This is a genomic window from Pseudomonas sp. BW16M2, assembly GCF_014268865.1.
Taxonomy (GTDB): domain Bacteria; phylum Pseudomonadota; class Gammaproteobacteria; order Pseudomonadales; family Pseudomonadaceae; genus Aquipseudomonas; species Aquipseudomonas peradeniyensis.
This window is the reverse complement of record NZ_JABWRI010000012.1, coordinates 133,231-157,835: the sequence shown is the minus strand read 5'-3', so window position 1 is coordinate 157,835 and position 24,605 is coordinate 133,231. Positions and strand designations below refer to the sequence as shown.

Below are 24,605 nucleotides of genomic sequence, written 5' to 3'. Positions count from 1 at the left end.
AGTTCTGCCGGTTTGGGCCACCTCGCGGTGGCCATGATCCCGCCGTAGCGGGGGTCTGGCGGGCTTCCTCATATAAGGAAGCCCACCGGATTCTTTTACAGTTTTGGCATGCCGCCACCCGGCAGCATCCCGCCAAGGCCGCGCATCATCTTGGCCATGCCGCCCTTGGCGGAGAATTTCTTCATCATCTTCTGCATCTGCTTGTGCTGCTTGATCAAGCGGCCGATGTCCTGCACCTGAGTGCCGGAGCCGAGGGCGATGCGGCGCTTGCGCGAACCGCTGATCAGGTCGGGGTCGCGACGCTCGGCCGGGGTCATGGAGTTGATGATCGCCTCCATCTGCTTGAATTGCTTCTCGGCCGCGCCCTGGGCATTGCCCATCTGCGACAGGTTCACGCCACCGATGCTCGGCAGCTTGTCCATCAGGCCACCCAGGCCGCCCATGTTCTTCATCTGCTGCAGCTGGTCGCGGAAGTCCTCGAGGTCGAAGCCCTTGCCCTTCTTCAGCTTCTTGGCCAGCTTGTCGGCCTTGGCCTTGTCGATGTTCTGCTCGGCCTGCTCGATCAGGCTGAGCACGTCGCCCATGCCGAGGATGCGCGAGGCGATACGATCCGGGTGGAACGGCTCCAGGGCCTCGGTCTTCTCGCCCATGCCGATGAACTTGATCGGCTTGCCGGTGATGGCGCGTACCGACAGCGCGGCACCGCCACGGGCGTCACCGTCGACCTTGGTCAGCACCACGCCGGTCAGCGGCAGGGCGTCGCCGAAGGCCTTGGCGGTGTTGGCGGCGTCCTGGCCGGTCATGGCGTCGACCACGAACAGGGTCTCGATCGGCTTGACCGCGGCGTGCAGCGCCTTGATCTCGTCCATCATGTCGGCGTCGACATGCAGGCGGCCGGCGGTGTCGACGATCACCACGTCGATGAACTTGAGCTTGGCTTCGCGGATCGCCGCCTCGGCGATGGCCACTGGCTTCTGGCTGATATCCGACGGGAAGAAGGTCACGCCGATGTCGTTGGCCAGGGTTTCGAGCTGCTTGATCGCCGCCGGACGGTAGACGTCGGCCGACACCACCATCACGCTCTTCTTCTTGCGCTCTTTCAGGTGACGCGCCAGCTTGCCAGCGGTGGTGGTCTTACCGGCGCCCTGCAGACCGGCCATCAGCACCACGGCGGGTGGCGCGGCGTTGAGGGTCAGCTCTTCGTTGGCCGCGCCCATCAGGCTTTCCAGCTCGGCCTGGACGATCTTCACGAAGGCCTGGCCCGGGGTCAGGCTGCGCGACACTTCGGTGCCGACCGCGCGCTCCTTGATGCTGTTGACGAAATCCTTGACCACCGGCAGGGCGACGTCGGCCTCGAGCAGGGCCATGCGCACTTCGCGCAGCGTGTCCTTGATGTTGTCTTCGGTCAGCTTGGCCTTGCCGGTGACATGGCGCAGCGTCTGTGACAGGCGGTCGGTCAGGTTTTCGAACATGGTGATCCTTTCAGGCCCAGTGGAGCCGAGGTTTTTCAGATGCCCAGGTGAACATGTACACGCGCCGGGCAGAGCAAGGCGGCGATTATAGCGGAGACTGCTTCCTACGCACACCTCGCTCGGGACCACCGGCTTGCCCCGCGATTGACACGCAGTCTTCCTTGCCCACCGCGATCTATGCCAAACTCCGTCCCTTTAGGGCTTGCCTGCCAGGACTTATGTTCTCTTCACCCAGCCTCATCCCCAATCTGCTCGCCGCCTTCCTTTATCTGGCCGCGACCGTCTACCAGGCCACCGGACTGGCCCGTGGCGCCCGCGCCGACAAACGGCTGCTGGGCCTGCTCGGCACCCTGGCGGTGGTCGCCCAGGGCGGCGCCCTGTTCTTCCAGCTGATCACGCCCCTGGGCCTGAGCCTGGACTTCTTCAGCGCCGCCAGCCTGATCGCCGTGGCGGTGATCGGCCTGACCCTGCTCGCCTGCCTGAGCATCCCGGTGGAGAACCTGCTGGTACTGCTGTTCCCGCTCGGCGCGGTGACCGCGCTGCTGGCCCAGTTCGCCCCGCCCGGCACGGTGCCGCTGATCAACGAAGAGCCCGGCATCCTCGCGCACATCCTGCTGTCGATCCTGGCCTACGGCCTGTTCACCATCGCCGTGTTCCAGGCCCTGCTGCTGTTGCTGCAGGACCACCAGCTCAAGCACAAGCACCCGTCCGGGCTGATCCGCAACTTCCCGCCGCTGCAGACCATGGAAAGCCTGCTGTTCGGCTTCCTCTGGGCCGGCTGGGTGCTGCTGTCGCTGTCGCTGATCTCCGGCTGGCTGTTCCTCGACAACCTGTTCGCCCAGCACCTGGTGCACAAGACCCTGCTGGCCTGTGTGGCCTGGGTCGTGTTCAGCGTGCTGTTGTGGGGCCGCACACGCCTTGGCTGGCGCGGTCACAAGGCGATCCGCTGGACCCTGGCCGGCTTCTGCCTGCTGATGCTGGCCTATTTCGGCAGCAAGCTGGTCCGCGAATTCATCCTGCATATCTGACGGCCGCCCATGGACACCCTGCCGTACGCCCCGCTGCTCGGCATCATCGCACTGGCGCTGCTGTGGTCGGCGCTGTTCACCGCGGTCGACAGCGCCCGCCAGCAAGCCGCTGCCCAGGGCGACGCCACCCTCCCCGCCCAGGGCCTGGTGCTCGGCGCCAGCCTCGGCAAGCTGCTGGTGCTGGGCCTGGCCTGCCTGATCGGCCAGCGCTACGACGGTGAGCACGGCTTCTGGCTGGCGGGCCTCGGGGCCACCTTCACCCTGCTGGTGCTCGCCGACTACCTGCCGCGCCGCCTGGCCCGCCGCGACCCGCAAGCCTTCCTGAGCCTGGGCGGCAACCTGCTGAAGTGGCCACTGGCGCTGCTGCAGCCGCTGGGCTGCCTGCTCGATGGCTGCGCCAGGCTGATCCTGCGCCCGTTCCGCGTGCAGCCCACCGCGGTGGCCCTGCACCCGCAGGCAGACGACGACTTCGACGAGGACGGCCCGGTCGACAACACCCGCAACGGCCTGCTGGAAGGCCTGCAGGCGCTGGACAAGATCACCGTCAACGACATCCTGGTGCCACGCAACGAAGTCGACGGCATCAACCTCGACGACCCCATCGAGCGCATCATCGAGCAGCTGATCGTCAGCCGTCACACCCGCCTGCCGGTCTACCACAACGACATCAACCAGGTCGAAGCGGTACTCAACACCAAGCTGATCAGCCACCTGCTGCCACGGGCCGAACTGACCCCGGAGAAACTCCAGGCGGCCTGCTACGAACCCTACTTCGTCCCCGAAAGCACGCCGTTGCAGATGCAGTTGCTGAACTTCCACAAGCAGCAGCGGCGCATGGGCGTGGTGGTGGACGAATACGGCGAGGTGCTGGGCATCGTCACCCTGGAGGACATCCTCGAGGAGATCGTCGGCGAGTTCGAGGACGAGCAGAGCCTGGACAACCCTCACGTCCATCCCCAACCGGACGGCCGCTTCGTCATCGAAGGGACCGCCTCGCTGCGCGAGATCAACCGCACCCTTGGCTGGCACCTGCCCTGCGACGGCGGGCCGAAAACCCTCAACGGCCTAGTCACCGAGGCGCTGGAAAGTATCCCGGCAAGCGCGGTCTGCCTGAAAATTGGCAGATATCGGCTGGAAATCCTCGAAACCGAGGATAATTGCGCAAGCAAGGTACTGGTCTGGACACTGACTCGATAGCTATACTCGAAACACGCTTACCCAGCCCTGCCGTCCCGCCCGCTACCCGCACCTGGCGCCCGACGGCCAGTCCGCACCACTGACACGCCCCGCGGTCCTGCTTCAGCACCCCGAACAGCAACCGCTCACCGCCTATCCCCTGGGCTATCGTCAGTCGCGCGACCAACAACAATACGCTCCGGCTCCCGTGTGCCCGTCACATGGGCCGTGCCCCATGGAGCATGACTGTCAGGGACCTTCGCATGACTACCAGCAGCACCTACGCCGAACCTGCCTCGGCAACACCGGTCAATTCGCCGGCCCGGGTGGCCACCGCCAGCTTCATCGGCACCGCCATCGAGTTCTACGATTTCTATGTCTACGCCACCGCCGCCGCGCTGGTGATCGGGCCGGTGTTCTTCCCGTCCGGCTCCGGCACCGCGCAGATGCTCGCGGCCTTCCTCACCTTCGGTATCGCCTTCCTTGCCCGCCCGCTGGGCTCGGCGCTGTTCGGCCACTTCGGCGACCGCATCGGGCGCAAGTCGACGCTGGTCGCCTCGCTGCTGCTGATGGGCGTGTCCACCACGCTGATCGGCGTGCTGCCCGGCTATGACAGCATCGGCGTCTGGGCCCCGATCATTCTTTGCCTGCTGCGCTTCGGCCAGGGCCTGGGGCTGGGCGGCGAATGGGGCGGCGCGGCGCTACTGGCCACCGAGAACGCGCCACAGGGCAAGCGCGCCTGGTTCGGCATGTTCCCGCAGCTGGGCCCGTCGATCGGCTTTCTCGCCGCCAATGGCCTGTTCCTCACCCTGGCCCTGGTGCTCAGCGACGAGCAGTTCCGCGAATGGGGCTGGCGCATTCCGTTCCTGCTCAGCGCGGCGCTGGTGCTGGTCGGCCTGTATGTGCGCCTGAAGCTGGAGGAAAGCCCGGTGTTCGCCAAGGCCGTGGCCCGTCATGAGCGGGTGAAGATGCCGGTGGTCGACCTGTTCGCCCGCTACTGGCTGCCGACCCTGCTGGGCGCTGCGGCGATGGTGGTGTGCTACGCGCTGTTCTACATCTCCACGGTATTCTCGCTCAGCTATGGCGTGACCACCCTGGGCTACAGTCGCGAGACCTTCCTCGGCCTGCTGTGCTTCGCGGTGGTGTTCATGGCCCTGGCCACGCCGCTGTCAGCCTGGCTCAGTGACCGTTACGGGCGCAAGCCGGTGCTGGTGGTCGGCGGCCTGCTGGCGATCGCCTCGGGCTTCACCATGGAACCGCTGCTGACCTCAGGTTCGACCACGGGCGTGGCGCTGTTCCTGGCCATCGAGCTGTTCCTGATGGGGGTGACCTTCGCGCCGATGGGCGCGCTGTTGCCCGAGCTGTTCCCGACCCATGTGCGCTACACCGGCGCCTCGGCGGCCTACAACCTGGGCGGCATCGTCGGCGCCTCGGCGGCACCGTTCTTTGCCCAGAAGCTGGTGAGCATGGGGGGATTGAGCTGGGTCGGGGGGTATGTGTCGGTGGCGGCGGTGATCAGTTTGATTGCCGTGTTGTGCCTGAAAGAAACCCGTCATACCGAGCTTTGAATCAATCGCGGGGCAAGCCCGCTCCCACGCCAGGCTGATACAGGCGTGGGAACGGGCTTGCCCCGCGATCGTTGCAGATCAGAACTCGACCTTGACCGCCTGCGAAGCACGGGTCGCCTTGCCCCGGGCGGCCTCGACCGACTCGTCGCGGGCCAGGCACACGCCCATGCGGCGGGTGCCGTTGATCTCCGGCTTGCCGAACAGACGAATGGCGGTATCCGGCTCGCTCAGGGCGGCGCCGAGGTTGGCGAAGCTGGTCTGCTGCGACTGACCTTCCGGCAGGATCACCGCCGAGGCGGATGGACCGAACTGGCGCACCACCGGGATCGGCAGGCCGAGAATGGCCCGGGCATGCAGGGCGAACTGCGACAGGTCCTGGGAAATCAGGGTCACAAGGCCGGTGTCGTGAGGACGCGGCGAGACCTCGCTGAACCACACCTGGTCGCCCTTGACGAACAGCTCCACGCCGAACAGGCCACGCCCGCCCAGCGCATCGGTGACCGCCTGGGCCACGCGCTGCGACTCGGCCAGTGCCTTCGGGCTCATGGCCTGGGGCTGCCAGGACTCCTGGTAGTCGCCCTTCTCCTGACGGTGACCGACCGGCGCGAGGAAGGTGGTGCCGCCCACATGGCGCACGGTCAACAGGGTGATCTCGTACTCGAAGTCGATGAAGCCCTCGATGATCACCCGGCCCTTGCCGGCGCGGCCGCCTTCCTGGGCGTAGTCCCAGGCCTTGCGCAGGTCATCGTCGCCGCGCAGCAGGCTCTGGCCCTTGCCCGAGGAGCTCATCACCGGCTTGACCACGCACGGGTAGCCCAGGTCGGCCACGGCCTTGGCGTAGTCCTCGTAGGTGTCGGCGAAGTGATACGGCGAAGTCGGCAGGTCGAGCTCTTCGGCCGCCAGGCGGCGGATGCCTTCACGGTTCATGGTCAGTTGGGTGGCGCGGGCGGTAGGCACCACGTTGAAGCCTTCATTTTCCAGCTCGACCAGGGTGGCGGTGGCGATGGCCTCGATCTCGGGCACGATGTAGTGCGGCTTTTCGGCCTCGATCACCGCGCGCAGGGCGACGCCGTCGAGCATATTGATCACGTGGCTGCGGTGCGCGACCTGCATGGCCGGCGCATTGGCGTAACGGTCCACGGCAATCACCTCGACACCCAGGCGCTGCAGTTCGATCACCACTTCCTTGCCCAGCTCGCCGCAGCCGCACAGCAGTACACGGGTCGCGGTGGGCGACAATGGGGTTCCGATACGGGTCATTTCAGGTCCTCGAAGGCGTCCGGGGCCGCGCCACGCTGGCTGCCGCCCGCTGAAAAATGGACCGGTATTCTACAAGATTCCGTGGGAGCGGGCTTGCCCCGCGATAGCCGCGACGATGATCAGCCGGCCAGCGCCGCGCGCCGTGCCCGCCAGGCCATGATCAACCACACCGCCGTGACCCCGGCGAACTTCGAGGCCAACGCGGTGCCGATCACCGCCGGGGTCAGCGCGCCGATCATGCCGAAGAAGATGAAGGTGTCCACCGGAATGCTCAGCGCCGAGCTCAGCCACAGGCGGTCACGCAGGGGCCGGCGGGTGACGCTGAACACCAGCCAGTCGATCAGCTCGGAAACAAAGAACGCGGTGGCACTGGCCAGGGCGATGGCCGGCTCCGACGTCGCATAGGACAGCACCAGCGCCACCAGCATGGCCAGCAGCGCGCCGTGGCCGTAGCGGGTCTGCACCATGTCGCGCAGGATGAACACCAATCCACCCCAGGCGGACCAGATCACGTCCAGGTGTGGCGCGCTGGAAAAGGCGTAGTTGATCAGCACCACGCTGCTGATGTAGGCGATGAGATAGAACATGGTCTGTGTGTTCGGTGGGCCAGCCGCACAGATTAGCGCCGGCCCCATCGCGGGACAAGCCCGCTCCCACGCCACGAGCTTCAGTACTACAGGCCAATCACCAGCCCGGCCGCCAGCGCCCGCTCATGGCACTTCTTCAGCACCTCCCGGCGCTGCTCGTTGTCCATCCGCCCCCAGCGGGTGATCTCGTCCACCGTGCGCTGGCACCCGGTGCAGATATCCTGCTCGTCCAGCGCGCAGATGCTGACGCAGGGCGAGGCCACAGGCCGTTCGTCAGTCTTCATCGATCACCAGCTCGCGCGCATAGCGCTGGGCGTTGTGCACGTAGTGCGCGGCGCTGGCCTCGAGCATGCGCTTCTGCTGTTCGGTGAGCTCACGCACCACCTTGCCCGGCGAGCCCATCACCAGCGAGCCGTCGGGAATTTCCTTGCCTTCGGGGATCAGCGCGTTGGCGCCGATGATGCAATGTTTGCCGATCCGCGCCCCATTGAGAATCACCGCGTTGATGCCGATCAGGCTGTAGTCGCCGACCGTGCAGCCATGCAGCATGACGTTGTGACCGATGGTCACGCCTCGCCCGATGTTAAGCGGCGAACCCATGTCGGTGTGCATCACCGTGCCGTCCTGGACGTTGCTGTCCTCGCCGATGTCGATCAGCTCGTTGTCGCCGCGCAGCACCGCGCCGAACCAGACGCTGGCACGCGCCTGCAGGCGCACCTTGCCGATCAGGGTGGCGTTGGGCGCGGTCCAGCTCTCGGGATGGGTCTCGACCCGCAGGTCGCCCAGGCGGTATTTCATGTATCGCTCCTCACGGTTGAACGCGGTGGCGGGGTGTGCCCCGCTCAGTTCTTGATGAAACGCTCGGGTGGCTGGTGCAGGCTGATGCCGGCATCGAACAGCAGGTTGACCAGTTCGACGATCATGATCGCCGACAGCCCCCAGATCTTGTAGTCGCCGTAGCGGTAGCTGGGCACGTACCAGCTGCGCCCCTGGTAGTCGATGCGGTGGGTATGCTCACGAGGGTCCTGGCGGAAGAACGCCAGCGGCACGGTGAACACCGCGGCAATTTCCGCGTCGTTGGCGCGGTACTCGACATAGTCGGGGATCAAGCCGACGAACGGTGTCACTTTAAGGCCGTGCAGCGAGATCACCGGGCTCAGCGGCCCGATCACCTCGACCAGCCCGGGCGGCAGGCCGATTTCTTCCTCGGCCTCGCGCAGGGCGGTGAACACCAGGTCGGGGTCTTCCGGGTCGCGCCGCCCGCCAGGGAAGGCGACTTCGCCGCCGTGGGTCGACAGGCCCTGGGCGCGCAGGGTCAGTACCAGCTCCGGCTCTTCGCTGCGGGTAATGGGCAGCAACACCGCCGCTTCGGGGAAACGGCGGTCCGTCTCCAGTGACGCGGGGGTATGGTTGCTCATTCGGCGAAGAAGCTCGTCCAGCATTACGCACTCTCGTGTCCAAGGCCTGCCGTGCATGATGCACCAAAGCCGCGAGGCACCCAAGCCCCGCCCGCAGGCCGCTTGCGGTGGGCGGGCCGGGCGCGCCAAGATAGTCCGACCCCATTGGAATGAATGTAAGCATGAAATTCTGCAGCGCGTGCGGCCAACCGGTCACCCAGCGGATCCCCGAAGGCGACAGCCGCCTGCGGTATGTCTGCGACCATTGCCAGACCATCCACTACCAGAACCCCAACATCGTCGCCGGGGTGCTGCCCACCTGGGGCTCCCAGGTGCTGCTGTGCCGCCGCGCCATCGAGCCGCGCCGGGGCTTCTGGACCCTGCCCGCCGGGTTCATGGAGAACGGCGAGACCCTGGATGCCGCCGCCCGTCGCGAAACCGTCGAGGAAGCCTGCGCCCGGGTCGCCGAAATGAGCCTGTACCAGCTGTTCGACCTGCCGCACATCAACCAGGTGCACGTGTTCTTCCGCGCCGAACTGGCCGACCTGGACTTCGCCGTGGGGGTCGAGAGCCTGGAGGTGCGCCTGTTCGAGGAACACGAGATTCCCTGGGGCGAGCTGGCTTTCCGCACCGTCACACGCACACTAGAATGCTATTATCGCGACCGCATCAGGCAGCACTACCCGATAGGCCATGAATACCTGCCGCCGATGAACGTTTCGTCGCCCACCACTTAAGTCTTCAGGGATACGGTTTCATGCGCTGGCTGCTTGCCCTTTTCTGCCTCAGTGTCGCCTCGGTGTCGCAAGCCGCCTTCACCGAGACCATCATCCGCAAGACGCCGTCGGCCGTGCCCTCGCCGGTCCAGCCCGCCGCTGGCAGCGCCCAGCAGGAACGGCTGATCGACAAGGTGCTGGTGATCAAGTCCGAACGCCGCCTGCAATTGATCAGCCGCGGCGAGCCGCTCAAGACCTACCGCATCTCCCTCGGCAAGCAGCCCAAGGGCGCCAAAGAGCGCGAGGGCGACAAGAAGACCCCCGAAGGCCTGTACTGGCTGGACTGGCGCAAGGTCAGCGACCGCTACAACCTGGCCATGCACATCTCCTACCCGAACATCACCGATGCCGCCAAGGCCCGCAACGAAGGCGTGGCCGCCGGCAGCATGATCATGATCCATGGCACGCCGATCAACGAGGAGTACCCCGAGTGGTACTTCCACACCCTCGACTGGACCGAGGGCTGCATCGCCATGCGCAACGACGACATGCGCGAGGTGTGGAGCATGGTCAAGGACGGCACGCTGATCGAAATCCGGCCCTGAACCACCCTCGACAGCATTCGACTACAACAAAGGCCTGTCCCGCTCACGCGGGGCAGGCCTTTGTCGTTCACCGCCGATATTCCCTTTCGACGCACAACCGCTCACTTTTCCTACGCACGCAATAGCCTTCCTTCCCACAAGGTGATGGCTTTGAGCCATACAAATGCCATCACCAGCATTCTTAAAATTCCCGCAAATGATTTCTCTGTTTCATACATCACTTGCGAGGTTCTCATGCAAATCCCTACACCAAAGACCAGGCCTGACACCCTACGCTGGGCCGTCTTTCTCGCCCTGCTGGGCACCACCCAGGTCGAGGCGCAAGGCGCCCTGACACCAACGCAGGGCCCGGGTGGCACCCCGATCATCGACAATGGCCACGGCGTTCCGGTCATCGACATCGTCGCGCCCAATGCCGGCGGCCTGTCGCATAACCAGTTCCTCGACTACAACGTCGGCAAGCAAGGCCTGGTACTGAACAACGCCCTGCAGGCCGGGCAATCGCAACTGGCCGGCCAATTGGGCGCCAACCCGCAGTTCCAGGGCCAGGCCGCCTCGACCATCCTCAACGAGGTGGTCAGCCAGAACGCCTCGCGGATCGAAGGCGCGCAGGAAATCTTCGGCCAGAAGGCCGACTACCTGCTCGCCAACCCCAATGGCATCACCCTTAACGGTGGCAGTTTCATCAACACCACCCGCGCCGGGTTCCTGGTCGGCAATGTCGACATCCAGGACGGCCAGCTCAAGCACCTCGACAGCCGCGAAGCCAGCGCCACCCTGCAGGTACTGGGAGGCGGCCAGAGCAACGCCAGGGGCGCCCTCGACCTGATCGCCCCACGCATTGACAGCAAGGGGCCGCTCCTGGCCCAGGGCCAGTTGAACCTGACCGTTGGTCGCAACCGGATCGATGCCGGCAACCGCGAAGTCCTCGAGCACCTGCCTGCCGCCAGCGCCTCCATCGATGCCAAGCTGCTCGGTGCCATGCAGGGCGGACGCATCCGTATCGTCAGCACTGGCGAAGGCGCCGGTGTGCAGGTCGGTGACGCCAGCCTGCTGGCGGACCGTGACCTGATCATCCACTCCGCCGGAGACCTGCATGTGCAGGGCAGCGACAGGCGCCAGGCCAGCCTCACCAGCAGCACCGGCAAGCTCGACCTGAACGCCGCCGGCGACCTGCGGCTCACCGCTACCCAGGGCAAGGCCAGGCAAATCGAGGTCAATGCCGGCAAGAAACTGACCCTGGACACCGTCACCCGGGAGAAGGTGCTGGAGGATCCCACCAGTTGGAAGAAGGAGTGGGCGTTCGTCACTACCGAAGCGTTCGACGGCAACACCACAACGACCCGCCGCGAGCAACTGGGCAGCCGGCTGCGCGCCGAGGACATCACCAACCTGCAAGCTGGCAGCGACCTGCACCTGACCGCCGCGCAGCTGGATGCAGATAATGCGCTAACGCTGCGCAGTGGCGACACGATGACCATCGATGCCGGCCTGGATAGCGAGCAAGTCGATAAGCAGCTCAACCATCGCGTCTACCTGAACAATACGGGCATCGACAGCAAGTCCTACGCCGAGAAAGTAAAGTCCAGCACGCTCAAGGCCGACACCGTGGTTGCCAGTGCCGGGGGCGATCTGCAATTGCGCGCAGCCAAGCTCGAAGCCAAGAAGACAATCGCGCTCGACGCCAACGGCGACCTGACAATCGAAAGCGCCGAGGAAAACGCCCGCACCGAGCGGTCCACCGGCAAGCGCCATTTCACCGCGAGAGCCGGGCAGACCCAGCCTGGGCAGGATGACCAGCCAGGCTCGGGCCAGTACACCGCGAGCGTGGGCTACGAAGCCCTGCACAGCGACGAGCAGACCTCGGCCACACGCCAGGTCGCCAGCAGCATCAGTGGCGCCGCCGTAACCGTGCGCAGTGGACAGAAACTGAAAGTGAGCAGCTCCGAGGTCAAGGCGAACGCCGGCAACCTGGAGGTATCTGCCAGCGAAATCGAACTCGCCGCCGCCCACGACAGCGTGGCCCGACAGACCGTCGACACCCGCACCGGCGCCGCGCTGGCCGTCACCGGCGGCATGGACCGCCTGGGCCTGGGCATTGATGCCTACCGTGGCCCGGCCGGCCTGATCGAACGTGAAAGCAACGTGCGCCGCAGCACCCTTCAGGCCAGCGGCGACCTGCGACTCGATACCCGGCAACTGACCACCGAAGCGGCGAATGTGCAAGCGGGCCGTACGTTGTATGTGAACGCCGAGCGTATCGACAACCGTGCGGCCGCCAATACCCGGGAAACCGAGACCAGCCTCAGCCAATGGGACGGCAGCCTTGGCGTCAGTACCGACTACCAACGCATCACCCGCCCAATCGAACGCCTGTTCACCGGCAAGCAAGCCGATAGTGCCCGCCCCTCCACCCTGATCGACAAACTGGCACTGCCCAAGACCGGCGCCGAACTGGCCATCGGGCACCAGACACGCCTGCAGAAAGACATCGACAGTACCGCGCAGGTCAGCACCTTCAGCGGCGCCGATGTCCGGGTCAAGGCCGACCACATCAAGGACGAGGGCACCGACTACAACGCCAGGACCGGCAGCCTGCGAATCGAGGCCGGAGAACACCAGGCACTGGCCGCCACTGACCGCAAGACCCGTGAGGTCAAGCACATCACCGGAGGCGGTAGCCTGCGGGTAGATACAACCCTGGCAACGGACATCAACGCCAGGCTCGAAGGCAAAGGCTCCAACCTGACACAAAAAGAGGAAGCATCGCTCGCCCGTGTCGGCAGCCTACGTGGCAAGAGCGGCGTCGAGGTGCAGCTTGAACGCGCAGGCCGCTACCAAGGCACCCACATCGCCAGTGAAGCGGGTGCAGTCAACCTGAACAGCGGTGGCGACCTGACCCTTGCCGCAGCCCACGACCACACCTCCAGCAGCAGCACCAAATTCGAGGCCAGCCTGGCAGCCAAAGGTGGTACCGGGCTGCTCGGCCCCAACGGCGGGCTGGACGGCAACCTCAAGCACACCACACTCGCGCAGCACACCGAAAAGGCAAGGGTGGCGCAGATCGACGGCAAAGGCACGATCGAGCTGTCCAGCACAGGCGACCTGCACCTGGAAGGCACCCGTATCGACAGCCGTGAAGGCGATATCCGCTTGCACAGCGACGGCGTGCTGAAGGTGACCGCCGCCCACGACACCCGTAAAAGCGAGGGCAAGACCTGGGGTGGCGGCCTGGATGTCACAGGTAGCGCCACCGGTGGCGCCCTGGGTGGCCACGGGACCTTTGGCTGGGTCAACGAACAGGCCAGCACGGCTGTTGGCGCGCAGTTCACCGGCAAGGGCGCGGTGCAGCTCACCAGCCTTGCCCGCGAAGACATCGCCTTGCAGGTACAGGGCCTGCAGGCAAGTGCCGAGCGGATCGGCCTGGATGCCCAGAATGGTGGCCTGCTGATCGAGGCGGCCAAGAACACCGAGCATCACGACAATCTCGCCGTCACAGTCGGCGGCGGCTTCAAACTGGCGGCCCTGGATCTCGGCGGCATCAACGGCCAGGTCGATCTGAAGCTGGACAAGCGCAACAACACCACCTGGCACGACAGCAACCTGCGCGCCGACCTGGTAGACCTGCGCAGCCAGGGCGATACCCGCGTCGAAGGCGCGCAGGTGGAGGCCAAGCGGATCGAAGGCAAGGTCGGCGGCGACCTGCTGGTCGCCAGCCGCCAGGATCAGGTCGACAGCCTGGCCCTCGACATCGACGCCAGCCTGACCCAGAAGGCCTCCACCCAAGGCGCTGATGAGTCGGCCAGTCCACTGGAAGCGCTCGCCAGCGGCAACCTCGGGGAAATCGCCGGGGCGCTCTGGAACAAGATCACCGCGAAGTTCACGCCGTCTCTCAAGGCCGAGTACGCCCAGCGCAAGAACGACACCGTCAACCAGCAGAGCACGCTGTCCGCGACGCAAGGCATCGACCTGGAAGTCGGCGGCGAAACCCGCCTGGTGGGCGCCACGCTGCGCGCCAGCGAGGGCCAGGTCGAGCTTGGTGAAGGTGGCGTCGCCCGCAAGACCTTGAGCGGCCGTGACCATGAGCGAAAAGTGAAGGTCGATGCCTCGTTCTCGCCGGTCGACCTGGCAGACACCCTGTTCTCGTTCATCAAGGACAAGGTCACGGGCAAAGACGGAACCGACAACGGTGACAAGCCACTTGACCTCGGCCTGGTCCGCACCAGCGGGCACGACCGCAGCGTCGAGTACGTTTCGAAGGTCGAGGAGGGTCGCAGGCACTAGGCCGGCTCTCATGAAACTTAACTTAATACTTTGATTTAACTGGGAAAGCCCGCTCCCACGCTGGAACCCTGTTCCTTGCGCGATAGCGCAGCCCGGAAGGGCTGCGTGATCTCCTGCAGGGCACGCTGACTACCTGCGAACTCTGCTCCCTGCACAACGGCTCCGTGACCAGACCAGATGCCAATGACCACACAACGACTCCACTCAGTCGCCATTGCGCGACGCCTCCCCCAACGCCTGCTCGCCATCCTCGCAACGGCAATCCCCCTCGCCCAGGCCGATCCGGCCAGCCAGCAACTGCGCAACGAGCAGCAGAAGCTGCGGCAGTTGGAACAGCAACAGCGCCTCGATCGCTGGCAACGTCCCCAGCCCTCCACCGCCCTGGACGCCACCGACTCAACCTTCACCGCGCCCGATCAGCACTGCTGGGCAATCAGAGGCGTGCGCCTGGCTGGCAACCGCACACTCGATACCCGTCAGCTGGAATCGACCGTGCGCGCAGTGTCTTCCTCTTGCATGGGCGTCGCTGAAATCGACCGATTGCTCAAGCACCTGACCCAGCACTACGTCGAGGCCGGCTACCCCACCAGCCGCCCCTATGTGGCCAGCCCGCCCGAGCATGGTGCGCCACTGGACATCGTCATCGTCGAAGGCTTCATCGAGTCGATCGAGCTGGCCGGCGCCAACCTGCCACTGTCACTGCGCGGCGCGTTTCCTGGCCAGTTGGGCCAGCCGCTGCATCTGCCGGACCTCGAACAGGGTCTGGACCAGCTCAACCGGTTGCGCGCCTATGACCTTGAGATGGCCCTGCTGCCGGGTGAGTTGCGCGGTGGCACCCGTGTCGTGATCGAACCACGACGGGTCGCCTCGCCCGTGCATCTGAATGCCCTCCTCGACAACCGCGGCGGTGAGCTCACCGGCCGCCACCGCCTCAACCTCGGCCTTGGCCTGGATAGCCCGCTGGGGTTGAACGACGACCTGCGCCTGTCGCTGAGTTCGGTGGTGTTCGGCGCGCCCGGGCAAAGCGAAGGGAGCAGCCTGTACTACAGCCTGCCCCATGGCCGCTGGACCTTCACCCTCAACGCCAGCCGCATGCGCTACCGCGCGCCGATCCCGAACACCCGCCATGCCAGCAGCGGCCGCAGCGAGTTCTTCGGCCTCGGCGCCGAGCGCGTGCTGTGGCGCAATCACCAGGGCATGCTCAGCGCCAGCGCCCGGCTGGACCGCAAGCAACTGGTCAACCGCTTCGGCCCCGCCGTGCTGGCCCTGCAGAGCCCGACCCTGGCCACCGTCGAGGCCGGGCTCAACCTGCTGTGGCTCGAAGGCGGGTTGTGGAACGCCTACCTGGGGCTGAGCCAGGGCATGCACTGGCTCGGCGCCGACCGCCCGTTCGCCCACAAACAGGCGCCAAGACCGGACTTCACCAAGTACCGCGCCAACCTGCTGCACCTGCGCCAGGGCCCCGCCCAGTGGCCATGGCGCTGGCAGAGCGAACTGGCCTTGCAATACAGCACCCATGTGCTGCCCGCCGTCGAACAGATGTCACTCAGCGACCATTCGGCCGTGCGTGGTTTCCGCCCGCACAACGTCTCCGGCGCCAGTGCCGGCGCCTGGCGCAATACCCTGAGCCAGCCACTGCCGCTGCCGGTACAGGTGCGCCCCACCCTAGGCCTGGACCTGGGCTGGGCCCGCTATGCACGCAGCAGCCCGTCGCAGCGCCTGGTCGGCGCCTCGGCAGGCGTCGAACTGAGCCTGCCGCGCAGCCAGCTGCGCCTGGACTACCAGCGTGGGCTGTATGCCAGCGATCGGCCACGCAAGGCACTGGAACAAGGCTTCTGGGTCGCGCAGTGGTCACTGAACATCTGAGCTACCAGCTCAGCCGGCGCTGGCCGACGCTGTCTTCCGGCCCCAGCCATTGCAGGCCGCGCAGCACCGGCGTCAGGCCGGCATCGGCCGACATTGCGAAGTCGAGCTGCGCCCGTCGCGCCACCAGGTCGGCCTCCAGGCCGAGCTGGTGCTGACCTTGGCGAACCAGCCCCGCGACCAGCCGCCAACCCTGGTGGCAATCCATTTCCAACGTCCCCTGCCCCAATCCCAGGGACCACGGTGCACTCAATGCCAGGTCGGCCACCGTGATCCGCCCATCGGCGGCCAGGCAACGCTGCCCCGAGCCTTGCAGGCTGATGCCCCCTTGCCACTGTCCGGTCAGGCGGTATCCCAGGGCCGCGCTGGGCTGCGAGCCCACTGCCTGTAGCCCGGCCTGCCAACGCCACGGCCAACCGCTCAGGCGCCCTAGCCAGCCCTGGCCTTGAAAGCCCAAGCGCACCTGCAGGTCGCGCTGCCACGGTCGCCACGTCCACTGCACCGGTCCTGCCGCACCCAGCCGGGCGGCCTGTCCTTGCCACAGGCTGCCGCTCACGCCCTCGGCCGGTAGCCCGAATCCCGCGACCAGCCAGCGCGCTGGCAGCTCGGCCAACAGCGTCAGGCAGAACACCAGGGCTACCCATAAACCAGCCCGCCGCTTCATGGCCGCAGCCGCACGGTAAAGCGCAGCCCCTCGGTGTCCCGCTCCAATCCCCACTGCAAAGGCTGCGTGCCATCATCGCGCAAGGCCTGCAACCATCCTTGCAGCATCTGGGCATCGGCCACCTTGCCACGCGTCAGCCAACCTTCGTCCTCGGGCTGCACCTCGGCCAACTCGATATGTCGCGCCTGGGCCGACTGGTGCAGCCCTTCCAGGGTCAATGCGGGTTGCTGCGCTTGCACCGTCAGCGATTCGGCCAGCGCCCGCCACTGCGCCTGCTCGCGCCAATAGGCGATACCCTCGCGCAGCGCCAGCAGCGTAACCAACAGCGCGACGACGCCCCAGGCCAGCGATAGCCGATGCTGCTGCAACCATTCGCGGTTCATGCTGCGCTCCCCAAGTCGAACACCACACGGCGCGCCTCATCTTCCACCTGGACTTGCACACCGATCGCCGTGGCCATGTCCTGCCAGGGCGCGGCGGTGCCCTCGCCTTCCAGCTCCAGGTGCCAGCGCTGACCGTCGTATCGCACCGCCCGCACCTGCCAGCCAGGGTGATCGCTCAACCAGGCATGGACCTGCGCCTGCACCGCGTCGAGCAGACGCAGGCGCACCTGCCTTTCACCTGCATCGTCCCGCAGGCGCTTGAGCACCAACGCCGCCTGGCGTGGTGTCGCCTGGGGACCGGTCACCGCCAGCACCTGAGCGCGATAGACCTGGGCCTGTCGCCACTGTTGCGCGCACCACAGTCCACCCCACGCCAGGGCTAGCGCCAGGCAGGCGACGGCCAGGCGCGATTGCCCGCCCTGCAAGCACGGGCGTGAGCGGGCACGTCGCGCCTCGAACACCCCCGGCAGGCCATCGAGCGACGCCAGCACCTCTGGCCATGGGCCCTCGATACATTCGGCGTCATCGGCCAGCCAGTCCAGCGTAGGCGGCAAGCCGAGCGCCTGTGGCCAGGCCAACCAACGCGTCTGGGCCTTGTACAGGCTCATCGTCCCTCGTCGCCATTGCCAACCCGCCGCGCCCACGCTGTTGGGCAGCAGCTGGAACTCAGCCCAGCAACGCTCCACCGGCAGCGCCCAGGCGGCGCACTGCGCACGCCATTCGTCCAGCCTCGCCCGCGCCACCACCAGCAATTGCATCTGCCCCGCGTGACGCCCGATACAGGCACACAGCACCTCATCGACGCCTTGCAGCAAGCGGTCCTCGACCAGCAACGGCCACTCCTCGCGCTTGAGCCCCGGCGGCGCGGCCACTTGGAAGTGGCTGCAGTGCTCACCGGGGACGATCAGGGCGACGCGCGCCTCCAGCCCTGGCGGTGGCTCCCCCAGTCCCTCGCGCACCGGACGGCCCTGGATCACCAGCAGCCACTCCCAGACCTCGCCGGGGCGCAGCAGCAGCCAGGGTTGTGCCGGCGTCCGGCGGCGCCATTCAAGCTTCATGAGCGCCCCCAGGGCAGAACGAAGGTGCAGGTAAACGGTGCTCCATCACGCACTAGCTCCACGCGCACACCCCGCCCGGGGTGCGTCGGTTGTTCGGAAGGCCAGGCCAGCCAGCGGCCGGACTGGTGGTAGAGGATGTTCATCGCGCTGACCCGCTCCAGCCGCTCGCGCATCACCCATTGCGGGGCTGCGGCGGCGTAGAGGTCGGCCGAGGTTTCCAGCAGCAGGCGTTGTTCGCGGGGCTCGAAACGCAGGCGCTGGCGCTGCAGGCGCGAGCCGCCCTCGGCCTGCGGCCAGGCCGCGGCAGCCACCCACAGCAGTTGCTGGCGGTCGGGTTGCCAGTCGAGCCAGCGCGGCGCCAGTGGCAGGCGCTGTTCATACAGGCGGCGCAGCACCGGGCTGTCGAAGCGCCGCTCCAGGGCCAGGCAGAAATCCAGCACGCCGGTTTCGCGCACCTGTTCGTCGAGCCGCTCGCGCACCTTCAGCCAACCGTTGACCAGCGCCGACAGCAACACCCCGAGCAAGGCGGTGAGGGCCAGGGCCACCAGCAGTTCGATCAGGGTCATGCCCGCCTGGCGCCGCTTCATGGCCGCTCCAGAAAGATGGTGTACTGTCCCAGCGGCAGGCGCTGGTCGCGGTCAGTATGCAACAGCATTTCGCCGCGACGCAGGTCGCGCACGCCGGTACGGCGCAGTTGCAGTTGCCAATGGCAGGCCTGCCCGCCCTCGACCAGCACGCCGCTGTCCTGGTTGGCCGCCGGCCAGTACTGCTCGACCGCGAAACGCGCCTGCAGCTCGCGGGCGCACAGCAGGCCCAGCCGATGCTGCTGCACCGTGTCCTGCACGGCCAGGCGCTGGCGCAGGACCTGGCTGGTGATCACCGCCAGGACCGCGGCGATGCCCAGGGCCACGCTCACTTCGAGCAAGGTGAACCCCCGTTGCCCGCGCTTCATGGCATCACGCTCACGCGCAACTGGCCGCTGCGGTCCCAGTCCCAACGCCGGCCGCCTTCTGCCCAGCGCCAGCGCACAGTGCCCGGGCGGGCCCAGCCATCGGGGGTGAACAGCAGCGCAGGTGTCTGGCTGGATGGCCAGTCCGGGCGCAGGCCCTTGGGCCAATCGCCCAAGGCCACGGTTTCCACCTGCCATTGATCCCCTTGACGGCGCACGAACTCAGGCCGCTGACCGTTCCAACGTATCCCCCGCAGTTGCCCGGCATGGCGCGCCAGGTCAGCCTGGGCCACGGTGGCGGCGGCCAGGCGGTCGAGGGTCTGGTCGACGCTGCTCCTGCCACTGTCGAGCCAGGCCACCGCCAGGCTGGTCATCAGCGCGGCGATGGCCAGCACCACCAACAGTTCGAGCAGGCTGAAGCCGCGCTGTTGGATCGGGACAGCGTGGGAGCGGGCTAGCCCCGCGATGGCGGTGGCATGGCCAACATTGCCATCGCGGGGCAAGCCCGCTCCCACGCAGTTGCATTCACTTCGGGCAGGCATTTCAGAGCGCCCAGTTGCCCAGGTCGGCATCGAGCCCTTCGCCGCCCGGTACGCCATCGGCGCCCAGCGAATAGACATCGACCCGGCCATGCTCGCCGGGCATGCGGTACTGGTACGGCGTGCCCCACGGATCTTCCGGCAGACGACGGATATACCCATCGCTGCGCCAGCTGCGCGGCAACGGTTCCTGGGTCGGTTTCTTCGCCAGCGCCGCCAGGCCCTGCTCGTTGCTGGGAAAGCGCAGGTTGTCCAGGCGGTACATGTCCAGCGCCTGCTCCAGGGTCGCAAGGTCGGCCATGACCTTCTGCTTCATGGCCTTGTCCTGGTTGCCCAGCACGCTGGGCGCGACCACGGCGATCAGCAGGCCGATGATGAAGATCACCACCATGATTTCCATCAGCGTGAAGCCACCCTGGCGGTTGCGTCGTTGTTGCATGAAAGGTCTCCTTGTCACAGTTGCAATCCCTGGTTGAGCTGCATGATCGGCAGCAGCACCGCCAGCACGATGAACAGCACCACCGCGCCCATCACCAGGATCATCAGCGGTTCGAACAGCGCCATGGCGGTGTCCAACTGGCGGGCGAAGCCGCGCTCCTGGTCATCGGCCACGCGCTCGAGCATGTCGGCCAGGGTGCCGCTGGCCTCGCCGCTGCCGACCATGTTCACCAGCAGCGGCGGAAACTGGCCGGCGCCGTCCAGCGCCCGGTGCAGGCTGGTGCCGCCCTGCACCTGCTGGCGCACCTGCGCCATGGCGGCATGGATACGCAGGTTGCCGACCGTCTCGGTGGCCACCTGCAAGGCTTCGAGCAGGGCCACGCCACTGCCGCAGAGAATCGCCAGGCTGCGCGCCAGGCGCGCGCTCTCCAGCACCTGCAACACCGCGCCGACACGCGGCAGGCGCAGTAGCAGGTCGTCGCGGCGCAGGCGCCAGTGCGGCTTGCGCAACAGCCAGCCGCCGGCCACGGCCAACCCGATCGCCAAGGCCAACAGGTACGGCCCGGCCAGGACCAACCCCTGGCTGATGCCGATCAGCAGTGAGGTAATCAGTGGCAGGCTCTGCCCGGAATGGGCGAACTGCTCGGTGAGCTTGGGCACCACGAAGGTCATCAGGCCGACCACCACCGCCAGCGACACGCCCATCAGCACCGCCGGGTAGATCAGCGCTGTGCGTGCCTTGTGGCGCTGACGCTGGACCTGCTCCAGGTGATCGGCGAGGCGCGCCAGCACCTGGCCCAGGCGCCCGGAGCGCTCGCCGGCCTCGACCAGCGCGCAGTACAGCCCGGTGAACGGCGCGCCTTGGCGTGCCAGGCTACGGGCCAGCCCCAGGCCTTCGGCGAGGGAGCCACGCAGGGTCACCAGCACCGCATGTAGGGCTGGTTGGCGCAATTGCCGCTCCAGTGTCGCGAGGGCATCGACCAGTGGGATGCCGGCACCGATCAGGGTCGCCAGTTGGCGGGTCAGCTCGCACAGCTGGGCGCGGGTCAGGCGCTGGCGACGGGGCTGCGCGCTATCGTTGCGCTGCAACTGCCGGGCGAACAAACCCTGCTCGCGCAGCAACTGGCGCGCATGCCGCTCGCTGTCGGCCTGCACGCTGGCCTTGTGCGCCTTGCCGTTCATGTCCACGGCCTGATAGCGATAGGTCGGCATGCTCAGCCCTGCACCACGCGCAGCACTTCGGCCAGGCTGGTCTCGCCACGGGCCAGGCAGTTGCTGGCCATGGCCACCAGGCTCTGCCGACGGCCATCCAGGTAGGCCTGCATGGCCAGCTCGCTCTCGCCGTCGTAGAGCAAGGCGACCAGCCCGGCATCCAGCTCGATGAATTCGTACAGCCCCAGCCGACCGACAAAGCCACTGCCCTGGCAATGCTCGCAGCCAACCGGGTGATAGCTCTCGCGCAGGCTGCCCAGTTCCGGCCACAGCTCGCGCTCGGCGCGTTGCAGTGGCTGTGCCACCGCGCAGGCACACAGCCGCCGCACCAGGCGCTGGGCCAGCACGCCGCGCAGGCACGAGGCGATCAGAAAAGGCTCGATGCCCATGTCGCGCAGGCGGGTCACCGCGCCAACGGCGCTGTTGGTGTGCAGGGTCGACAGCACCAGGTGCCCGGTGAGGCTGGCTTGCACGGCGATCTGCGCGGTTTCCTGGTCGCGGATCTCGCCAAGCATGATCACGTCCGGGTCCTGGCGCAGGATCGCGCGCAGGCCACTGGCGAAGGTCAGCCCGGCGCGGGGGTTGATGGCGGTCTGGCCGATGCCGGCGATAGCGTACTCGACCGGATCCTCGACGGTGAGGATGTTGCGGCTGCCGTCGTTCAGGCTGTTGAGGCTGGCGTACAGCGTGGTGGTCTTGCCCGAGCCGGTGGGGCCGGTGGACAGCACGATACCGTTGGGCCGCGCCAGGCAGCCGCGCAGGCCACGCAGCACGGCGGCGGGCATGCCCAGGTTGTCCAGCGCCAGCAGGCTGGCCTGCTTGTCGAGCACGCGCATTACCACCCGCTCGCCATGAATGCCGGGCAGGGTCGAGACCCGTACATCCACCTCGCGCCCGGCGGCGCGCAGGGTGATGCGGCCGTCCTGGGGCTGGCGCTTCTCGGCGATGTCCAGGCGGGCCATGACCTTGATCCGCGACACCAGCATCGCCGACAGCGCCCGCGGCGGGCGCAGCACCTCGCGCAGGTGGCCGTCGACGCGCAGGCGCACCACCAGGCTCTGCTCGAAGGTCTCGATATGGATGTCCGAGGCACGCAGGCGCAAGGCCTGGCCAAACAGGCCATTGATCAGGCGGATCACCGGGGCTTCGTCATCGCTTTCCAGCAGGTCCTCGATGCGCGGCATCTCGCTCATCAGGCTGTCCAGGTCGACCTGCTCACCGATGCCTTCGATCAAGGCCTCGGTCGCCGCCTCGCCGGCCTGGTAGAGCTGGCCGAGGCGCTCGTCGAACTGCGCGCCGTCGAGATGTTCCAGGCTGGCCGGCAAGCCATGCACGCGCAACAGCTCCTGCAACTGGTCGCTGTCGGCGTCGCCGCGCAGCCACAGCTGCCAGCCGCCCTCGGCTGGCGCCATGGCCACCCCGCTCTGGCGTGCCAGGCGATAGGGCAGCATCACCAGTCACCGCCTTCGAGGCGCGCCCGGCTGGAGGGGAACACCTGCAGCAACGGCAGGCCCTCGGCCAGCGACGGCAGCTTGAGTGGCGTGTTCTGTTGCAGGCTCTGGTACTTCTGCTGGCTCAGCCCGGCCAGGCTCTCGCCGTCACGCAGGATGCGCGGGCGGATGAACACCATCAGGTTCTGCTTGGTGTTCTTGCTGGCGTCGGAGCGGAACAGCCGGCCCAGATAGGGAATGTCGCCGAGCAGCGGCACCCGCTGGTTGCTGGTGGAAAGTTCGTCGCTGATCAGCCCGCCGAGGATCACCAGGCCGTTGTCCTCGACCATCACCTTGGTCTTGATCTCGCGCTTGTTGGTGATCACGTCGCTGGCGGCACTGGAATCGGCGATCGACGACACCTCCTGGACGATGTCCAAGCGCACGCTGTTGTCGACGTTGACCTGCGGCTTGATGCGCAGCTTCACCCCCACTTCCTTGCGCTCGATGGTCTGGTAGGGGTTGGCGTTGTTCTGGGTGACAGAGCCGGTGACGAACGGCACCTCCTGGCCGACCAGGATCGACGCCTCGGCGTTGTCCAGGGTCAGCAAGGTCGGCGTGGACAGCAGGTTGAAGCCGCTCTTGCCCTTGAGCGCATTGACCAGCATGGCGAAGTTGAAACCGCCACCGATATGGCCGATGCCGGCGGTGGCGCCGGTGGTCGCCGACAGCAGCTTGCCGAGCTTTTCGTTGTCGCCGCTGCTGGCGGCCCCGGCGATGCTGGCGATGTTCACCCCGTTGCCGCCGAAGTTGACGATCCCGGCGCCGAACTTCTCGTCGGCGAACAGCCACTGCACGCCGAGCTCCTGGGCGCTGCTGTCTGACACCTCGGCGATGATCGCCTCGACCACCACCTGCGCCCGGCGGATGTCCAGTTGCTCGACGATGCTGCGGAAGGCGGCCAGCTCGCTGTCCGGGCCGACCATCACCACGGCATTGGTACCCTCCTCGTACTCCAGGCGGATCCCCGAATCGCTGGCCACCGGCACCGGCGCCGCGTCCTTGCCCTCGCCTTCGGCGGCCGGCACCGCGCCGGCCTGGCTCAGACCGCGCAGTACCTTGACCACTTCGGCGGCGTTGGCGTGGCGCAGGTACATGACCTGGGTATTGCTGCTGCGCAGGTTGTCGCCGGGCCGGTCGAGCTGGGCCAGCAAGGCCCTCACCCGCTCGCGGCTGTCGGCGCTGCCGCGCACCAGCAAGGCGTTGCTGCGCGGGTCGGCAACCACCTGGGCGGCGTCGCTGCCCTGCTCGCGGGCCAGCAGGCGGGTCACCAGGCCCGCGGTGTCGGCGGCGCTGGCGTGCTTGAGCGGGATGACCTGCAACGGCTCGTCGCTGACCTGGTCGAGCTGACGCAGCAGGCTGTCGATACGCTCCAGGTTGCTGCGCCAGTCGGTGACCACCAGCAGGTTGGCGGCCGGGTACGGGGTGATCACGCCGACCCGCGGGTCGATCAGTGGCTTGAGGATGCCGAGCATCTGCTCGCTGGCGGCGTTGCGCACATTGAACACGCGGGTGGCCACGCCATCGCTGCCCTCGGATTTCTTGCCGGCGCTTTCCACCGGCACCGGTTCCAGGCGCGCGGCCTGGTCAGGGACGATCTTCACGCTGCCGTTGGGCAGGTCCACGGCGGCGAAACCCTGGGCCCGCAGTTGGGCCAGGAAGATGTCGTAGATGGCGTCGGCGTCATGCCGATCGACCGTGCGCACGGTGACCTTGCCCTGCACCCGCGGGTCGACGATGAAGGTGGTGCCGGTAATGCGCGACACGCTATTGATGAACTCACCCAGCTCGGTGTCGACGAAATTGACCTCGTACAGCGGCGTGCCGTCGTCGGTGAACACCTCCGGCTCTTCGGCCCGGGCCAGGGACATGCCGAGCATCAGCAGCCCGGCCAGACAGTACCTTGCGATCATCAT

The 24,605-nt window shown here is 66.9% G+C and carries 23 protein-coding genes; 7 read left to right on the top strand and 16 right to left on the bottom strand.

What is annotated here, in order from left to right:
- Nucleotides 1–95: 95 nt before the first annotated feature.
- On the bottom strand, nt 96–1,472 hold the full coding sequence (ffh, locus tag HU735_RS13705) for a signal recognition particle protein (RefSeq protein WP_050704199.1): 1,377 nt from the start codon (nt 1,470–1,472) through the stop codon (nt 96–98).
- 218 nt (nt 1,473–1,690) lie between these two features.
- Between ffh and ccsA the strand changes: the two genes are divergently transcribed.
- The 3 genes from ccsA (at nt 1,691) to HU735_RS13690 (ending at nt 5,244) form a co-directional block, all read left to right on the top strand.
- Nucleotides 1,691–2,500: a cytochrome c biogenesis protein CcsA gene (gene ccsA / locus HU735_RS13700; RefSeq protein WP_050704198.1), complete on the top strand. Its 810-nt coding sequence runs from the start codon at nt 1,691–1,693 to the stop codon at nt 2,498–2,500.
- 9 nt (nt 2,501–2,509) lie between these two features.
- On the top strand, nt 2,510–3,697 hold the full coding sequence (locus HU735_RS13695; RefSeq protein WP_186713925.1) for a transporter associated domain-containing protein: 1,188 nt from the start codon (nt 2,510–2,512) through the stop codon (nt 3,695–3,697).
- A 242-nt stretch (nt 3,698–3,939) separates the two neighbouring features.
- The gene (locus HU735_RS13690; protein ID WP_186713924.1) at nt 3,940–5,244 is read left to right on the top strand and encodes an MFS transporter; all 1,305 of its coding nucleotides are present in this window, start codon (nt 3,940–3,942) and stop codon (nt 5,242–5,244) included.
- Nucleotides 5,245–5,322: 78 nt separating this feature from the next.
- Here HU735_RS13690 and purT read toward each other — a convergent pair whose 3' ends face one another.
- From purT to HU735_RS13665, 5 genes are all read right to left on the bottom strand, one after another.
- Nucleotides 5,323–6,504 (bottom strand): formate-dependent phosphoribosylglycinamide formyltransferase, encoded by a 1,182-nt coding sequence (gene purT, locus HU735_RS13685; RefSeq protein ID WP_186713923.1) that lies wholly within the window; start codon nt 6,502–6,504, stop codon nt 5,323–5,325.
- A 119-nt stretch (nt 6,505–6,623) separates the two neighbouring features.
- Complete coding sequence (locus HU735_RS13680; RefSeq protein WP_050704194.1) at nt 6,624–7,091, bottom strand: VUT family protein; 468 nt, start codon at nt 7,089–7,091, stop codon at nt 6,624–6,626.
- 86 nt (nt 7,092–7,177) lie between these two features.
- Nucleotides 7,178–7,375, bottom strand: coding sequence for a DUF1289 domain-containing protein (locus tag HU735_RS13675; RefSeq protein ID WP_028691596.1), 198 nt, complete (start codon nt 7,373–7,375; stop codon nt 7,178–7,180).
- Nucleotides 7,365–7,889 (bottom strand): gamma carbonic anhydrase family protein, encoded by a 525-nt coding sequence (locus tag HU735_RS13670; RefSeq protein ID WP_186713922.1) that lies wholly within the window; start codon nt 7,887–7,889, stop codon nt 7,365–7,367. The genes HU735_RS13675 and HU735_RS13670 overlap by 11 nt, the downstream gene beginning before the upstream one ends.
- A 44-nt stretch (nt 7,890–7,933) precedes the next feature.
- A complete protein-coding gene (locus HU735_RS13665) occupies nt 7,934–8,533 on the bottom strand; it encodes a CoA pyrophosphatase (protein ID WP_186713921.1) in 600 nt (199 codons plus the stop codon).
- A gap of 137 nt (nt 8,534–8,670) precedes the next feature.
- On the opposite strand from HU735_RS13665, the gene HU735_RS13660 reads away from it, so the two are divergent.
- From HU735_RS13660 to HU735_RS13645, 4 genes are all read left to right on the top strand, one after another.
- A complete protein-coding gene (locus HU735_RS13660) occupies nt 8,671–9,225 on the top strand; it encodes an NUDIX hydrolase (protein ID WP_050704191.1) in 555 nt (184 codons plus the stop codon).
- Between the two features lie 20 nt (nt 9,226–9,245).
- The gene (locus HU735_RS13655; RefSeq protein WP_186713920.1) at nt 9,246–9,809 is read left to right on the top strand and encodes a L,D-transpeptidase family protein; all 564 of its coding nucleotides are present in this window, start codon (nt 9,246–9,248) and stop codon (nt 9,807–9,809) included.
- A 234-nt stretch (nt 9,810–10,043) separates the two neighbouring features.
- A complete protein-coding gene (locus tag HU735_RS13650) occupies nt 10,044–14,093 on the top strand; it encodes a hemagglutinin repeat-containing protein (RefSeq protein ID WP_186713919.1) in 4,050 nt (1,349 codons plus the stop codon).
- A gap of 183 nt (nt 14,094–14,276) precedes the next feature.
- Entirely contained in the window at nt 14,277–15,959 is a 1,683-nt protein-coding gene (locus HU735_RS13645) for a ShlB/FhaC/HecB family hemolysin secretion/activation protein (RefSeq protein WP_186713918.1), read from the top strand.
- A gap of 1 nt (nt 15,960) precedes the next feature.
- Here the strand turns inward: HU735_RS13645 and HU735_RS13640 are convergent, their stop codons facing one another.
- The 10 genes from HU735_RS13640 to gspD form a co-directional block, all read right to left on the bottom strand.
- Nucleotides 15,961–16,587, bottom strand: coding sequence for a hypothetical protein (locus HU735_RS13640; RefSeq protein ID WP_346655362.1), 627 nt, complete (start codon nt 16,585–16,587; stop codon nt 15,961–15,963).
- A gap of 29 nt (nt 16,588–16,616) precedes the next feature.
- Nucleotides 16,617–17,003, bottom strand: coding sequence for a type II secretion system protein GspM (gene gspM, locus HU735_RS13635; protein ID WP_186713916.1), 387 nt, complete (start codon nt 17,001–17,003; stop codon nt 16,617–16,619).
- On the bottom strand, nt 17,000–18,061 hold the full coding sequence (locus HU735_RS13630; RefSeq protein ID WP_186713915.1) for a type II secretion system protein GspL: 1,062 nt from the start codon (nt 18,059–18,061) through the stop codon (nt 17,000–17,002). Before HU735_RS13630 ends, gspM begins: the two co-directional genes overlap by 4 nt.
- Nucleotides 18,058–18,648: a prepilin-type N-terminal cleavage/methylation domain-containing protein gene (locus HU735_RS13625; protein WP_084943514.1), complete on the bottom strand. Its 591-nt coding sequence runs from the start codon at nt 18,646–18,648 to the stop codon at nt 18,058–18,060. Before HU735_RS13625 ends, HU735_RS13630 begins: the two co-directional genes overlap by 4 nt.
- Nucleotides 18,645–19,013, bottom strand: a complete 369-nt coding sequence (locus HU735_RS13620) for a type II secretion system protein (protein WP_186713914.1) — start codon at nt 19,011–19,013, stop codon at nt 18,645–18,647. The genes HU735_RS13625 and HU735_RS13620 overlap by 4 nt, the downstream gene beginning before the upstream one ends.
- Nucleotides 19,010–19,444, bottom strand: a complete 435-nt coding sequence (gene gspH / locus HU735_RS13615) for a type II secretion system minor pseudopilin GspH (RefSeq protein ID WP_346655363.1) — start codon at nt 19,442–19,444, stop codon at nt 19,010–19,012. The genes HU735_RS13620 and gspH overlap by 4 nt, the downstream gene beginning before the upstream one ends.
- A 109-nt stretch (nt 19,445–19,553) precedes the next feature.
- The gene (gspG, locus tag HU735_RS13610) at nt 19,554–19,988 is read right to left on the bottom strand and encodes a type II secretion system major pseudopilin GspG (RefSeq protein ID WP_028691608.1); all 435 of its coding nucleotides are present in this window, start codon (nt 19,986–19,988) and stop codon (nt 19,554–19,556) included.
- Between the two features lie 14 nt (nt 19,989–20,002).
- Nucleotides 20,003–21,199, bottom strand: coding sequence for a type II secretion system inner membrane protein GspF (gspF, locus tag HU735_RS13605; protein WP_186713912.1), 1,197 nt, complete (start codon nt 21,197–21,199; stop codon nt 20,003–20,005).
- A gap of 2 nt (nt 21,200–21,201) precedes the next feature.
- Nucleotides 21,202–22,650: an ATPase, T2SS/T4P/T4SS family gene (locus tag HU735_RS13600; RefSeq protein ID WP_186713937.1), complete on the bottom strand. Its 1,449-nt coding sequence runs from the start codon at nt 22,648–22,650 to the stop codon at nt 21,202–21,204.
- Nucleotides 22,650–24,602 carry a type II secretion system secretin GspD gene (gene gspD / locus HU735_RS13595; RefSeq protein WP_186713911.1) on the bottom strand — a complete coding sequence of 651 codons (1,953 nt, stop codon included), beginning with the start codon at nt 24,600–24,602 and terminating at the stop codon, nt 22,650–22,652. Before gspD ends, HU735_RS13600 begins: the two co-directional genes overlap by 1 nt.
- Nucleotides 24,603–24,605: the final 3 nt, after the last annotated feature.

What these genes read in the sequence shown, in the direction of transcription:
- ffh (WP_050704199.1), bottom strand. Translation starts at nt 1,472, where the DNA reads ATGTTCGAAAACCTGACCGACCGCCTGTCACAGACGCTGCGCCATGTC.
- ccsA (WP_050704198.1), top strand. Translation starts at nt 1,691, where the DNA reads ATGTTCTCTTCACCCAGCCTCATCCCCAATCTGCTCGCCGCCTTCCTT.
- HU735_RS13695 (WP_186713925.1), top strand. Translation starts at nt 2,510, where the DNA reads ATGGACACCCTGCCGTACGCCCCGCTGCTCGGCATCATCGCACTGGCG.
- HU735_RS13690 (WP_186713924.1), top strand. Translation starts at nt 3,940, where the DNA reads ATGACTACCAGCAGCACCTACGCCGAACCTGCCTCGGCAACACCGGTC.
- purT (WP_186713923.1), bottom strand. Translation starts at nt 6,504, where the DNA reads ATGACCCGTATCGGAACCCCATTGTCGCCCACCGCGACCCGTGTACTG.
- HU735_RS13680 (WP_050704194.1), bottom strand. Translation starts at nt 7,091, where the DNA reads ATGTTCTATCTCATCGCCTACATCAGCAGCGTGGTGCTGATCAACTAC.
- HU735_RS13675 (WP_028691596.1), bottom strand. Translation starts at nt 7,375, where the DNA reads ATGAAGACTGACGAACGGCCTGTGGCCTCGCCCTGCGTCAGCATCTGC.
- HU735_RS13670 (WP_186713922.1), bottom strand. Translation starts at nt 7,889, where the DNA reads ATGAAATACCGCCTGGGCGACCTGCGGGTCGAGACCCATCCCGAGAGC.
- HU735_RS13665 (WP_186713921.1), bottom strand. Translation starts at nt 8,533, where the DNA reads ATGCTGGACGAGCTTCTTCGCCGAATGAGCAACCATACCCCCGCGTCA.
- HU735_RS13660 (WP_050704191.1), top strand. Translation starts at nt 8,671, where the DNA reads ATGAAATTCTGCAGCGCGTGCGGCCAACCGGTCACCCAGCGGATCCCC.
- HU735_RS13655 (WP_186713920.1), top strand. Translation starts at nt 9,246, where the DNA reads ATGCGCTGGCTGCTTGCCCTTTTCTGCCTCAGTGTCGCCTCGGTGTCG.
- HU735_RS13650 (WP_186713919.1), top strand. Translation starts at nt 10,044, where the DNA reads ATGCAAATCCCTACACCAAAGACCAGGCCTGACACCCTACGCTGGGCC.
- HU735_RS13645 (WP_186713918.1), top strand. Translation starts at nt 14,277, where the DNA reads ATGACCACACAACGACTCCACTCAGTCGCCATTGCGCGACGCCTCCCC.
- gspM (WP_186713916.1), bottom strand. Translation starts at nt 17,003, where the DNA reads ATGAACCGCGAATGGTTGCAGCAGCATCGGCTATCGCTGGCCTGGGGC.
- HU735_RS13630 (WP_186713915.1), bottom strand. Translation starts at nt 18,061, where the DNA reads ATGAAGCTTGAATGGCGCCGCCGGACGCCGGCACAACCCTGGCTGCTG.
- HU735_RS13625 (WP_084943514.1), bottom strand. Translation starts at nt 18,648, where the DNA reads ATGAAGCGGCGCCAGGCGGGCATGACCCTGATCGAACTGCTGGTGGCC.
- HU735_RS13620 (WP_186713914.1), bottom strand. Translation starts at nt 19,013, where the DNA reads ATGAAGCGCGGGCAACGGGGGTTCACCTTGCTCGAAGTGAGCGTGGCC.
- gspG (WP_028691608.1), bottom strand. Translation starts at nt 19,988, where the DNA reads ATGCAACAACGACGCAACCGCCAGGGTGGCTTCACGCTGATGGAAATC.
- gspF (WP_186713912.1), bottom strand. Translation starts at nt 21,199, where the DNA reads ATGCCGACCTATCGCTATCAGGCCGTGGACATGAACGGCAAGGCGCAC.
- HU735_RS13600 (WP_186713937.1), bottom strand. Translation starts at nt 22,650, where the DNA reads ATGCTGCCCTATCGCCTGGCACGCCAGAGCGGGGTGGCCATGGCGCCA.
- gspD (WP_186713911.1), bottom strand. Translation starts at nt 24,602, where the DNA reads ATGATCGCAAGGTACTGTCTGGCCGGGCTGCTGATGCTCGGCATGTCC.